Origin of the sequence: Rhodococcus sp. KB6 (genome assembly GCF_001445685.1) — a bacterium.
GTDB lineage: Bacteria > Actinomycetota > Actinomycetes > Mycobacteriales > Mycobacteriaceae > Rhodococcus_F > Rhodococcus_F qingshengii.
Genome location: NZ_LNAK01000002.1, coordinates 1 through 11,609 on the forward strand (window position 1 = coordinate 1; position 11,609 = coordinate 11,609).

Annotated in this window: 16 protein-coding genes; 15 read left to right on the plus strand and 1 reads right to left on the minus strand. The window is 57.6% G+C overall.

The genetic code is table 11. The features are described from left to right. Positions 1-442 precede the first annotated feature (442 nt). The 14 genes from ASU23_RS00140 (at position 443) to ASU23_RS00205 (ending at position 9,846) form a co-directional block, all read left to right on the plus strand. On the plus strand, positions 443-646 hold the full coding sequence (locus ASU23_RS00140) for a helix-turn-helix domain-containing protein (protein ID WP_172826970.1): 204 nt from the start codon (positions 443-445) through the stop codon (positions 644-646). Positions 647-1,448: 802 nt separating this feature from the next. Continuing rightward, positions 1,449-1,799 carry a helix-turn-helix domain-containing protein gene (locus ASU23_RS35190; protein ID WP_367646115.1) on the plus strand — a complete coding sequence of 117 codons (351 nt, stop codon included), beginning with the start codon at positions 1,449-1,451 and terminating at the stop codon, positions 1,797-1,799. Beyond that, positions 1,796-2,014 (plus strand): hypothetical protein, encoded by a 219-nt coding sequence (locus ASU23_RS00150; RefSeq protein ID WP_058036853.1) that lies wholly within the window; start codon positions 1,796-1,798, stop codon positions 2,012-2,014. The genes ASU23_RS35190 and ASU23_RS00150 overlap by 4 nt, the downstream gene beginning before the upstream one ends. Continuing rightward, positions 2,011-3,123, plus strand: coding sequence for a hypothetical protein (locus ASU23_RS00155; RefSeq protein WP_058036854.1), 1,113 nt, complete (start codon positions 2,011-2,013; stop codon positions 3,121-3,123). The genes ASU23_RS00150 and ASU23_RS00155 overlap by 4 nt, the downstream gene beginning before the upstream one ends. 77 nt (positions 3,124-3,200) lie before the next feature. Continuing rightward, positions 3,201-3,527: a hypothetical protein gene (locus ASU23_RS00160; RefSeq protein ID WP_156423024.1), complete on the plus strand. Its 327-nt coding sequence runs from the start codon at positions 3,201-3,203 to the stop codon at positions 3,525-3,527. A gap of 164 nt (positions 3,528-3,691) precedes the next feature. Beyond that, entirely contained in the window at positions 3,692-3,862 is a 171-nt protein-coding gene (locus tag ASU23_RS33675) for a hypothetical protein (RefSeq protein WP_156423025.1), read from the plus strand. After that, entirely contained in the window at positions 3,859-4,212 is a 354-nt protein-coding gene (locus ASU23_RS33680) for a hypothetical protein (RefSeq protein ID WP_156423026.1), read from the plus strand. Before ASU23_RS33675 ends, ASU23_RS33680 begins: the two co-directional genes overlap by 4 nt. A 631-nt stretch (positions 4,213-4,843) precedes the next feature. Further along, positions 4,844-5,524 carry a hypothetical protein gene (locus ASU23_RS00175; RefSeq protein WP_058036858.1) on the plus strand — a complete coding sequence of 227 codons (681 nt, stop codon included), beginning with the start codon at positions 4,844-4,846 and terminating at the stop codon, positions 5,522-5,524. A 242-nt stretch (positions 5,525-5,766) separates the two neighbouring features. Beyond that, entirely contained in the window at positions 5,767-6,021 is a 255-nt protein-coding gene (locus ASU23_RS00180) for a hypothetical protein (protein ID WP_058036859.1), read from the plus strand. Then, positions 6,014-6,442, plus strand: a complete 429-nt coding sequence (locus tag ASU23_RS00185; protein ID WP_058036860.1) for a hypothetical protein — start codon at positions 6,014-6,016, stop codon at positions 6,440-6,442. Before ASU23_RS00180 ends, ASU23_RS00185 begins: the two co-directional genes overlap by 8 nt. A 39-nt stretch (positions 6,443-6,481) precedes the next feature. Continuing rightward, entirely contained in the window at positions 6,482-6,877 is a 396-nt protein-coding gene (locus ASU23_RS00190; protein WP_156423027.1) for a hypothetical protein, read from the plus strand. An 81-nt stretch (positions 6,878-6,958) separates the two neighbouring features. Next, positions 6,959-7,690: a tyrosine-protein phosphatase gene (locus tag ASU23_RS00195; RefSeq protein WP_058036862.1), complete on the plus strand. Its 732-nt coding sequence runs from the start codon at positions 6,959-6,961 to the stop codon at positions 7,688-7,690. Between the two features lie 696 nt (positions 7,691-8,386). After that, on the plus strand, positions 8,387-8,956 hold the full coding sequence (locus ASU23_RS00200) for a hypothetical protein (protein ID WP_058036863.1): 570 nt from the start codon (positions 8,387-8,389) through the stop codon (positions 8,954-8,956). Further along, positions 8,953-9,846 (plus strand): hypothetical protein, encoded by an 894-nt coding sequence (locus ASU23_RS00205; RefSeq protein ID WP_156423028.1) that lies wholly within the window; start codon positions 8,953-8,955, stop codon positions 9,844-9,846. Before ASU23_RS00200 ends, ASU23_RS00205 begins: the two co-directional genes overlap by 4 nt. 38 nt (positions 9,847-9,884) lie before the next feature. Here ASU23_RS00205 and ASU23_RS33685 read toward each other — a convergent pair whose 3' ends face one another. After that, positions 9,885-10,238: a hypothetical protein gene (locus ASU23_RS33685; protein WP_156423029.1), complete on the minus strand. Its 354-nt coding sequence runs from the start codon at positions 10,236-10,238 to the stop codon at positions 9,885-9,887. Positions 10,239-10,955: 717 nt separating this feature from the next. Here ASU23_RS33685 and ASU23_RS00210 point away from each other — a divergent pair. Continuing rightward, entirely contained in the window at positions 10,956-11,471 is a 516-nt protein-coding gene (locus ASU23_RS00210) for an ImmA/IrrE family metallo-endopeptidase (protein ID WP_058036865.1), read from the plus strand. Positions 11,472-11,609: the final 138 nt, after the last annotated feature.

An 11,609-nucleotide genomic window follows, 5' to 3' on the forward strand; every position in this document is an offset into this window, starting at 1 on the left:
CGGGACCGAATCTGACTCACAGCAGGTGGGGAACTATCTGGCCGTACGCGGGGAGAAACCATGGCCACAAAATGCGCCATAAATGGCCGCCAGTGGGGAGCTTACGATGGCCGTCGACATACTGGGACACCGACCGGACATGATGGTTCCGGCGCCAATGCGAACGAGTCTGTGTGCGTAGATGATTCATTCACCTCTCCCTCGCTTGCGTGAGGGCGACGCGCCGGTTTGAGCTACGCTCGCAATCGCCGAATGGGTTCTGCCTGCGTCTTTAATTGATCTGTCTCGTAACATCTCGCTTTATGTTTTTCTGTCCGCCACTGGGTGTAGTTTTTTTAACAAAGCGGTGTGTCCAAGCCATTCGATACGATGCCTGCATTAGGGAAAACAGTTTCCCGGAAAATCGATTATCACTAATCAGCAGGGAGAAACAATGGAAGCCATGCTCACCACGCGCCAGGCCGCCGAGCACGTGAATCGCACCCCGCGCACCTTGCGACTGTGGCGTCGCCGAGGGGATCTGATCGGGCATTCGCGGGACAACGGCAGCATCTTGTACTCGCTCGAAGAGTTGGAGCGGGCGGTGCAGATTCAGGCGGAACGCTTCGTGAACCGGAACGTCGGCGGCCGGCCAAGGAACACCTAGTGTGCAATACGGCGACTCGTCGCCAGTGCGGCATATACTCGAAAACACGTTCGAACTGAACGTCTGATTGCTCGATCTGCCCTGAGTTCGCAGCTCCAGGGATATTTTCTGTGCTGTTTTTCTGATCGAAGGGCGCAGCTTGCCAGCAAAAACGTATCACCCTAACCCTGAAATATCCAAGTTCATCGACGATCTCGTCAAGGACCGGCCTCCTCTCACGCCTGAAACACGAGACAGGATCACCGCGCTGATGAGGTGTGGAGATTGACCACACACGTCTATTCGCTGGAGACAGTGGTCAACGCGATTCCTGAAGTGATTGCGCATCTGCGTGGGGGACTGTATCGGCAGCCGCGGATCGGCACTGCCGAGTCCAACCCAGACTCGAAACAGACGGATAAGCCGGGTCCTCGGGCGCCGGTAAACCTCGACGCTCTCGATGCAGCTGACGAGCAGCTGAGGTGGCTTGCTGAGTGGGCTGAGCAAGCGGGTGTTGACATGTCGAATCTGGGTTCTACGTGGAGGTTCCGTTGCGGCGAGAACGCCGGGTATATACGGGGCATTCGTGACAACGACGCACGGCCTGCTGATCGGCTCCGTGAGCGACTTCTGTGTGTGATGGCTACTCCGGGTTGGGTTTCCCCGCAGGGAATGCACACGCACCTTATGCAGCTGATGGCGCGGCACATGAAATTGTTCCCCACGATCGGGGACATTCTGTCCGAGTCGAGGGTGGGTGATCCTGTTGCGAGCCTTGCCAGTTGTGGATGAGTCCGAGCCGGTGCATATGCCGGTGCGGTGGATGGGCGAAGCGGAAGCTGCGAGGTTCATCGGTCGCAGTCGTCGAAGTCTGCGAAATTGGCGCTCGAATGGCCTGATTCCTGCCCGCCGTCGTGGTGGTGAGTGGGTCTACTTGCCTGCGGATCTGACTGCGGCCAAAGGCAAGGCTGACCGGCGAATGCGTCATGGGCTATCTACGGCATCGAAGCCTGGTCCTGGCCGTGGGCATAAGCATGCCGCGAGACCGCGGATCAGGGAGCTTATCGAGGCCGGCGGGATGAGTCAGATAGCCATTGCCCGCGAGATCGGTTGCAACGCCTCGCTGGTCGCTGTGGTGAACCGGGAACTAAAAACGGCAAGGGAGATGGTGTGAGCTTCGAAGACAGTTCGACTGGAGGGCCGGGGCTCAACGCCTCACTGTACGAGGTCTGTGAATACCGCAATGGTGTGCATTACACCGAATCCGGTATGAGTCCTGAGGAATTCGCGATTCACGATGATCTGGTTCGGCAGGCAACTCGTGATGAGGATGGGCGCCTGTACATCTGGATTCCAAACGCGCTGCTTGAGCCTGAGGGGGTCGTGTGACAGAGGCTTTCGTATGGAAAGACAAATTTCATTGGCATGAGGCGTACGGGATGTCTGATGTTCCAAGCAATGCGAGGTCGGTGGCTTACATCGTCTGGGACCACACAGACAAGTTCGGGAAGCGCGGGTTCCCTGGCATGGATATTTTGACGGCCAAGACGAAGCTGAGTGAGCGTCAGGTGAGCAGGAATCTGCAAACCAATCAGAAGGCGGGCTGGCTTGATCTTGTTGTGTCGGGGTCGTCGATGGGTAACGGACGGAAGAGCGAGTACAACCTCGCCTATCCGAGCGGTTACGTCGATCACAAGCTAAACCACCCGACACTGATGTCCGGTGGTGATGATGACAAACCGGAACCACCCGACACTGATGTCATAGACCACCCGACACTGATGTCCGAACCACCCGACACTGATGTCTGCCCAACAGAGTCTTTATCAAACCCTAGATCAGATCCTCCTCCTCTAACGAGCGAGGACGAGGAGGACGACCTCTCATATCTCTACGAACAGGAAATCAACACCGACGCTGGGGACACCGAAACCCTCAGATACGTCAGGCTCACCGAACTCGTCAACATGGGCAATTGCGGGAAGGGACTCAATGACGACGAGCGGCAAGAACTGACGGACGCAGGGTTCATCTACATCGCCGGTCGTCACACCAGACACGATGGCTACACGTACGCAGTGGGTGGATGGGAAGACCCGACGCCCGAAGAATATGCCCGACGCAAGAATGCGATGTCCAAGCATCGCGAGGCGGAGGACCAAGCGCACTCAGCCAGCGTCAAAGCCGAAGCAGTCAGGGCTGAAGCTGAACGCAATCGACGTAAAGCCGAAGCTGAAGCCGGCACGCTCGCTGAACTCAAAGCTCTCCCATGGATAGCCAAAGTTGCATGGACCGACTACGAGAAGTTCTGCGCCGCCCAGAACGTCAACCTCGATCGACAACTCGCCCTCGCCCAACGCGCCCAAGAGAAGGCCACCTCAAGCCCCTTCGGTTTGTTCAAGTCCATGGTCAACAACGGCGTAGATCCTGGCTCATCGAGCAGTGGCTGGGATACAGCCTGCGCCTCACCTACATCCGGTCACGCCTGGCAGGAGTGAGCAAAGCAGCCCCTCAGTCTTCCCCTAATCGACTTTCAGCCCCAAGGAGACCCGATATCAACAACCCGCCTCCCTACGTGCTCACCGCAGTCCTCCGCCAACGCCCAGGCAAACGCGCCTACAGACGCCATTACCGCCTCGAAGTACCCACAAACGATGGCTACTACTGGAGGTTGACCGCGTCGAAACTCCGACAACTGTGTGATGCAGCCGGAGACGCACTCGACACAGGCACCGGCACAGTCGGACCGTTCCTTGCGACATGCGATGCGAGCGGCCTCTGCACCGTCCGTGAAGGCCACAAGCAATTCGAACTCGCCGAGGACGATCTCGCCGATCTGGTCACTCGGGCAGACGAATTGATCTCCAACCCCTCAGCCGACATCAGCCCCGACAACGAATGAAACCTATGCCAGTAACAGTCATCTCGAAATCGATCCACATTGAAAGGCGTCATATGCCAGCGCACGAAACGACACTCGAAGCGATGTTCCTCGGACCATGCGATGCCCCGATCCGCCCAAGCCAATACAGACCCTCACGGGTCGCTCTTACTGAGTACCTCGACGTGAAGCCGCTGGCGTCCAAGCTGGAGCAGCTAGCGCCCGTAGCTGACGGTGACGTTTCCAAACTGGAAACGATCCTCGCGAACCAGAAACGGATCAGCTCGCAACTCAGGCTCATCACCAACCTCCTCGTCAGCGCTCTCGACGACCGAGACGAGGACGGTGAGCAGTGACAGCAGCCGAATGGCGCTGGACCTACACAAGGTGGGGTCGACGACACAAACTCAGGCGAGACAAAAACGAGGTCGAGGTGTACTGCTGGCGGCTCAACGACGAGCAACTCCAAGCGTTCTGTGACGCTGGCACTGCATCGATAGGTGGACAACGAGCGCGGGTGGGGGAGTTCTACGCCCGACCGTTGCGGCACGTCGGTGAGCACCACATCACCTGGATTCGGCGCCAGCGTGAGCCCTCGAACATGCGCATCGCGGACACGGATCTCATCGCGATCATCACCGCGGCCGACCACGAACTACGGGACAAGGCATTCGGGGTTCCCGAAGTTGTTCACATTAGCCGGTAGATATCTGAAACACATTGCATCACAAGAACTAATACTGATTAGGGAGAAATCAGATGGGCATCAGCAGTCGCGCCGCTTACTCGACGGCATCGGCATCACCCCAGTACCCGACACCGTGAGTGTAATGCCGTCCATCCGCCGCGTGCTGTTCACATTGGATGAGGGTGCGGTGTCCTTGGTATAGGACTCGCGTTGAAGCGAAGCAGGGGGCAGATGCTGATTCGTAAGAGGTCATACGCAGAGCATGACGTCAGACGATACCGAAAGGCAAGCATTTAGATTCGTCGCAAATCTAGGCAGTGAAATGCTTGACAGATTTTTATGATGTCTGCCGGCTCGCGTTAAGCCAGTGGCAAATTCGAGAGCTACTCGATGAGGGCTCGCCCCGCTCGGCTTAGCTCAGCAACCCTCGCCGCTCGCCTGATATGTGCATTGACCACACAGAATGATCTGCTCGGAGACGGTCGCCTGGTCAAGAACATGAGTGATGCGGTACAGCCGCAGATCGTTATGTCCGTCTGGGCAGGTCTCACCCTCGATAGCACGCAAGAATTTCGGTTCCATCCGCACACCATAGGGCGCAAGCGCACGAGCGCATGCCCGATTCACAAACATCCAGGAGATGAAACACATGGCAATCAGCAACCATGAAGCAGCAGCACAGGCCTGCACCAACTATGAGAACGCACTCTTCGAACTCCGCCAGAAGTACCCCACCGACCTACCAACCGGAGTCGGACAGCCCTACACCAACGCATCAATCAACGAAGCGAACAAAGGCATCCGCACCGTCCTCGCTGCCCGAGCATGGACCGAACGCCGCAACGAACTCCTCGCCCTCAAAGCAGACCAAGAAGCAAGCCGCAAGACCTACCGTCTCGAACTGGAACGAAAGCTGTACGGACTCAGCGGAACCCCAACACCCGAACAACATCGATACTTCCGCGAAGCGCGCCGCGAAGTCGCAGCAGCAGAGGGAGAACGACAGGAACTCTCAGCGCTCTACCGAGACGCACAAGTAACCGGTGACACGACCCTGATGCGTGCCGTAGTCAGGGAAGCGTCCGCCCACCAGTACACCGAACTACTCAGCGACCACTATGCCCAGCACCCAAACGACCGTGAACATGTCGAAAACCTCGGTGCCCTCGACGCCGTAGACAAGCCAGGGGAAACCGACGACATGATCTACGACCTCGAAAGCCTGCCTGACGAGCTGACCGGCTCCAACAAGGTCGCAGCCCAGATGGCCCACGACGTTGCGCTCACCCCCGAAGGCATCGAACAGATCGCCAACACCGAGGGATTCTGACCAACACAGCGGGCAAGGTTGCAACGCCTCTACCTGCACTTATGCCAAATCCGCTGCATAAGTGCAGGTCAGGGACGCGTCAGTCGGCCCCGACTTGCAGGTTCGGGCCACCCTATCCCCACCCTGGCCCCACGGCGACCCTCAGGCAAAGAGCCGTATACCTCCCCACGGAGCCTATACACCAAGTTCGTTCTGACCTGCGGCGATGGTGAGGAGTCGAATGAATATGAAAGGTCGAATTTATGGAAGTCGTCAAGGTGAAGGTCGCGCCGGTCGCCAGCCTGGGTGACCATCTGAAGACGTTAGAGGCGTTGCGGGACAGGTTGGCGGGGGCGATTGATGCGACGACCTCAGCCCGCGATGTGGCGATGTTGTCGTCGCGGATAACGGACGTCATGAAATTGATTGGTGAGCAGGTGCCGAAATCTCGGACGCCACTGGATGAACTGCGTGAGCGTAGAGAAGCGAAATTGAGGGGCAGGTTAATTGATGGATGAAGACTTGAGTGAGTTGACGACGGCGGATCTCGCTGATGAGCGCGCTGCCCGTAAGGAAGCGGACAAGGCGGTGAGGGCCGCGAATGCGCGACTCGCAAAACTCGAATCCAGTGAGGAAATTCCTCACAGGGAGGATCTTGGGGAGATTGAAGCCGTGACTGCGGAGAGGGATACGGCAGTCGCTGCCCTCCTTCGGCATCAGGTGCGGGTCGAGAAGAAGCTGCCGGCGGAATCGTTGGAGTTTCTGACGGGCGGCAATCGTGAGGAATTGGAGGAGCAGGCGGAAGCCATGGCGGCGGTTCTCGCGCTGCGTCGTCCGCCGGCGCCGGTTGTGCCGAGCGAGGGGACTGCCCCAGCTCGCGTGAACAGTCCCTATCTGCAAGCGCGGCGGATCCTTCTCGGTGAGAACTCGTACCTCTGATTCGGTCCCATCGCGATGGCGCTATGGAACCATCTGCACATGAAATATGAGTGCGTGTACTTGGGAGAAACCGGTACTGGAAACGAACACGTCTGGGTTCTTCTGGTTGGCGGCGAACTCGCCGCCGCACTAAACCTCAGCAGAGATTGCGTGTTGCGATTTATTGCAGCGAAGCACGTATCCGGCCAGGAAGCGTCATCCTCTGCGGGCATCCTGCTCTCGCACGTTCAGGAAAAGCTCGCACGAGAACGCAACTTCGCGCTGTGCCATGACAACTGCCTCTCGGCGCGCGGGGAAGTGCTGATGGCTGAACATGAGATTAGCGCCTGCGGGAAGTACGAGGGGGAAGTGAAGGTGCTCCCCGACGACAAAGCGACGGAGATGCGCGACGAGTTCTTTGAGGAAGTTCTCACAGCACTAGCAAAAGTCGACTGACAGTTGCTACCGATTTTGGACGAAGCGGGGCCAGGTAACTCTCTGAGCCCTGCTTCGTCGGCTGCCAAACTTAATTGCGGGATGGACAAGATAGGGGCGTTGATGGATCAATGGGCGGGGGAGTGTTCACCGAATGATATTGGTGTTCTTAACTTTCGGGATGTTGGAGGGTACGCAGTATCTGCGACAAACGCGGTTGAAGTTGGGTTGCTCTACCGGAGTGCTGCGCCCGTGGGCATCGATAAGGGCACCGCTCGAACCCTGGCAGGACGGATCTCAACTCGAATCGATCTGCGTTCGACTCTGGAAAAGATGTTGGACCCGGTCGCGGAGTTGCCCGGTGTCATGACTGCCTCTGTAGATGTCATGAAGGATGCGCCAGCCTCGTTACTGTTCTTCGAATCCTCGGGAATGTATGAGTCATTCGTGGGCAATGGCTCGGTGCGTGCGGCGCTGGGTGACGCGCTCAAGTTGATCGCGAGGTCACGTGGTGGTGTTCTGATTCACTGCTCGAAGGGCCGCGACCGCACGGGTTGGTTGGTGGCGGTGCTGCTTCGAATTCTAGGTGTGTCAGAGGAATTGGTGGAATTCGACTACATGGCTAGCAATGCATTTCTCGGTGGGGAGGATAGGTGCCGGCGCGAGGATCTGCGGAAGACTTTTCGGGTTGTGAATCGTGAGTTCGGCACCGTTGACGGATACGTCCACAACGGGCTTGGTCTAGATCGATCAGACGTTTCTTCGCTTCGATCTCGGTTTGTCGTGGAGCTAGAGGACTGGTTCAGGCCTGCCGTTGTGGGGAGCGGGGTGTAATGGAAATACCTTCGGAGGTTGGATTCCGCGCATATTCTGTCGGGCTGGGTGTTCCGTGGTTGGGCAATCTGTTTCGTCCGGGCCGGGTGAAGGGCCCCAATATTTGTGCGGTCTGTAGTCACGATGAATTGTTCGAGGACGGTTGTTCGTGTGGCGTGCACTACGTGCGGAGCGCTGAGCCGTTTGTGGATGAAGTGTTGCGCTACTGGTCCGAGTACAGGTTCCGGGTTCGTGAACCGTTATTGACTATTGCCGGCGCATTGTCGTTGGGTGTCGCCTTTGGCCGGTGTGAGGATGATCCGGGCGGTCTGCGAGAATCATGGGGAGGGGAGGTGCCGCGCCGAACTGGCCGGTACCAGATGAAAAAGCTCTATTTGAGCGCGCGGTGTCTGTCATCTGTAGACGCGCTCAGGAGCATTTTTCAGCCGTTTGGCGTTGATGTACACGTTGTTGATCCCCGTGCTGGGTACAAGCACCTGGCTAATCTATTGGCCGACGATTCGCGTACGCTTCTTGGTTCCGAAATGACCTCGGTAGCAAGCGACCGTAGTTCGGCAGGATAGAAGTCCGTGAGCCGAACCGATTTACGTACCGCGTGGTTTCAAGTTGCATAGTCCATGACATGATGCCGTAGCAATCTTCATGCAGTGAAAGGGTCAACGGCGTGCCACACAGACGGATGCGGTTGGACTACCCATGATCCCCCCTCTGGACTCCACAACCGGACACCTACCCCTCGGTCGCTATCGTTGCTCACTCGAAGAGATCGAAGCCTGTTTCGTCGAGGACTTGCAGTTTGCGACATCGATCACGCGACGACGTCGATTCGATGGGCTGAAAAACTACATCGCGGCATGGAATTTCATCCAAAAGAAGGTCGGAGATCCGGACGTTCTGATGGCGTTGTGGATAGGCGGCAGTTTCACCTCCAGCATGCTCGACCCCGACGATGTTGATGTTTCACCGCAGGTCAATGGACTCAAGCTCGCGGCGCTGAGCGGAAAGCCTGGCACGAAGGCGCTAAAGACACTCTTTGGTCATAGGCCTACCGTGGTGAAGGAGTACGGCGTCGAGCCGTTCCCGATAACCTGGTACCCAGTGGCGTCGCCGTTTGCTGGCACCTGTTCGATTTTGGAGGCAGACTACTACCAGACCCGCGGGGCGCTCGACGACTTCTGGCAAAGAGTGCGGCCGGACGGTCCGAAAGTGGCTCCTCGGCTTGATGACGCGCCTTCGCGTCGCGGATACCTGGAGGTGATTCTGTGAGCGTTGTCGATGGCTCTGCAGAGTCGCCGAGCTTCAGGCCACCAAGTTGGTTGATGGACGACGAGGCTGAGGACGATCTTGCAGGAGCCGCACGCAAAGCTGCCGTTGAAGCGATGCGCCGGCTCGCGCCCGCCGCGGCGTATCCGCTGAGGCTAGATGTTCGTCTGTTCGGCGGATCAGTTCAAGACGGCGCGTTCGACTTCAGCGCAAGCCCGGTTCTGCAGCGACTCGATCAAGAGCTGCAAGCCGCGCTACCTGAGGAGATTAGGGACAGCGCGCGCCTTCAGTTCGTTGGAGTCGGGCAAGGGAGCGTCGTTATTCACGCGCTTCCGCACTTCGTGGCAAAGTCTGACGAGGGCCAACTTGACCTTGGGGTGGTGTCGAGTGTGGAGGCTGCACTCGGTCAGATCCTCGACCTCCACGATTCGATCGAACGACAGAGTTCAGAGATTAAGGCTCCCTCAGATCGTTGGGAGAACCTTCGAAAGTTGGTAAAGGCACTTGATGCTGCTGACGTCAATCTCGAAGTTGACTTTCTGAGTCCGCACGGCGCTCGGAGGACTTCGAAGATCAGCGATGTCGGAAGAGAGTTTGCGCGCAACCTCTTTGAGCGGAAGCCGCGTGTCTATCCGGAACAGATCAATGGATCCGTTTACGGCGCAGAACTCGACGGCAAGGTAACGATTCGGGTCGACAAGCGAAGCAAAGTTGTCGTCGACGCAGTACCGGCGAATGTGATCGAAGGAGATGCGTTCCGCTTGGGGCGTTTTGTGAGGATATTGGTGGAGACAACGATCGAGGCAGACGGTGTCGGCGGTCAGGCGTTGGAAACCCACGTCTTCAGGGAGCTTGTCAGCCATGATGAGAAAATGTCCGAGGGGACTGTTTAGGGCGTCTGGTCGACCCGGTTGGAACTCCAGCAATCCGGTCACGAAGTAGGTGGGTGACTATTGGTCTGCTCAGAAATGAAAGCATCGAAAAGCCTTCGGTCTGTTGGCGACTCGCAGTTGTAGGGGGTTGTGCGCACGTTAGCGTCCATTTGCTTCTTGAGAGCCTCAGATTTCTGGGCGGGTGTTGAATCCGGGTCGGCCAGCACTTCGAAGGCCTCGGTTGATTCGAGCGTGCCGGGTGTGAGGCGATTGAATCCGTCACAGTAAGCCTGATGTTGTTCTGCGGCTGCGAGGGCGGGGGCTGTGACAGGGGTGCTAGCTGGCTCGTTGGAGCATCCGCCGGCAAGGAGGAGCAGGCCGACGATCGCTAGAGTAGCGAATACACGTTTCATGTCGGTATTGGTAGCAGATTCTCGGGAAGGTGCATACCGCGTGGGTTCGAAGGCCAAGGTTGTATTACTTCGGCCTCGGTGAGAATGAGATTGGACAACGCTCCTTGGTCCCCCGAAAGGGGATCGGGAAGTTTTAGGCGAAGGCATTCCAGATTGTGTCAGGACCGTCCGGTACCGTCCGAATATGAACATAAATGTTGGATCCTTCGGAGACTTCACCCCGCGTATCCACGTTGTTCCTCGACATTCAGATGGCAATGGAAATACCCACGAGCCGCGAGTGGCCGTTGATCTAAATGGTGGATTGCCACACCCGGAGAAGCCATTCGCGCGGGTGGATCTGAGCTTTGAAGAGGCCGAGGATCTGGCTAACCGCATCCTTGCCACGATCGCGGAGTTCCGCAGCGGCAAGGGAGATTCGGTAGGCCGAGGTCTGCTTGAGTCAGACGGTGTAGTACTCGATTAACGAAGCGTTCGTGAGTCAGTCTCCGCCCCACCAGGTCACCAGATCCGGCGGGGCGGGTGTGACTCTGGAGGAGACGTGATTGCCACTGTTCCGGAGTTGAGAAGGTGAGTGGAATGCCACCCAAATACACAGATGTTGAAGTTTGCGGGGCGGGAATGCCCCAGTTGTCGGCAGGGTGTGCATAATGAAGGAAACCAACCGCCGGGCACAGTTGCCCTCGTTCGGCGTACCAGTTGATGAGGAGGTGGACAATGAGCAACCCACGATGGCCTGCACATGAGGCCGCTGCACTCGTGCTCAAGGAACTCCGCGGCCCAGACGGTCGCCTGGCGTACCCGATCGACCCGGTACGCATTGCGCGCGACCTCGGCATCAACGTCTACTCCGCCAAACTCGAGAACTCGCTGTCGGGTTTGATCGCGAAGACTTCTGAGGTCGAACCGCCCGAGGTCTTCCTTAACAGCGAGCATGCGCCTGTGCGACAGCGTTTTACATGTGCCCATGAGTTAGGTCACTACTTTCACAACGAGACAGATTCCGGTCCAGGGCTTAAGACGTACGTCCATCGTCGTGATGCGCGTTCGTCCTGCGGAACGGACGTCGAGGAGATCTACGCAAACCAGTTTGCTGCGAACCTGCTGATGCCCGAAGACGTCGTTAAGGATCTCTACGCGATGTACGGGAACCCTGTGCCCGTAGCTATGGAGTTAGAGGTCTCTCTCGAAGCGCTGAATCTACGCATGAAGAAGTTGCGAATCGGTCAGTGAGTCCGAGCGCAGACGATGGGGCCTTGACCCCGCGGGTTGGACACGCTTGATCCTGGTCTCAGACCAGGGAAAGCGAGAAGATCTAACCCGATGGCAAAGAAAAATTACTCCGAAGAGTTCCGCCGCGACGCAGTCGAG

Bases quoted from the DNA above. Each gene is read 5' to 3' on its own strand.
- ASU23_RS00140 (WP_172826970.1), top strand. From the start codon at position 443: ATGCTCACCACGCGCCAGGCCGCCGAGCACGTGAATCGCACCCCGCGC.
- ASU23_RS35190 (WP_367646115.1), top strand. From the start codon at position 1,449: ATGGGCGAAGCGGAAGCTGCGAGGTTCATCGGTCGCAGTCGTCGAAGT.
- ASU23_RS00175 (WP_058036858.1), top strand. From the start codon at position 4,844: ATGGCAATCAGCAACCATGAAGCAGCAGCACAGGCCTGCACCAACTAT.
- ASU23_RS00180 (WP_058036859.1), top strand. From the start codon at position 5,767: ATGGAAGTCGTCAAGGTGAAGGTCGCGCCGGTCGCCAGCCTGGGTGAC.
- ASU23_RS00185 (WP_058036860.1), top strand. From the start codon at position 6,014: ATGGATGAAGACTTGAGTGAGTTGACGACGGCGGATCTCGCTGATGAG.
- ASU23_RS00190 (WP_156423027.1), top strand. From the start codon at position 6,482: ATGAAATATGAGTGCGTGTACTTGGGAGAAACCGGTACTGGAAACGAA.
- ASU23_RS00195 (WP_058036862.1), top strand. From the start codon at position 6,959: ATGGACAAGATAGGGGCGTTGATGGATCAATGGGCGGGGGAGTGTTCA.
- ASU23_RS00200 (WP_058036863.1), top strand. From the start codon at position 8,387: ATGATCCCCCCTCTGGACTCCACAACCGGACACCTACCCCTCGGTCGC.
- ASU23_RS33685 (WP_156423029.1), bottom strand. From the start codon at position 10,238: ATGAAACGTGTATTCGCTACTCTAGCGATCGTCGGCCTGCTCCTCCTT.
- ASU23_RS00210 (WP_058036865.1), top strand. From the start codon at position 10,956: ATGAGCAACCCACGATGGCCTGCACATGAGGCCGCTGCACTCGTGCTC.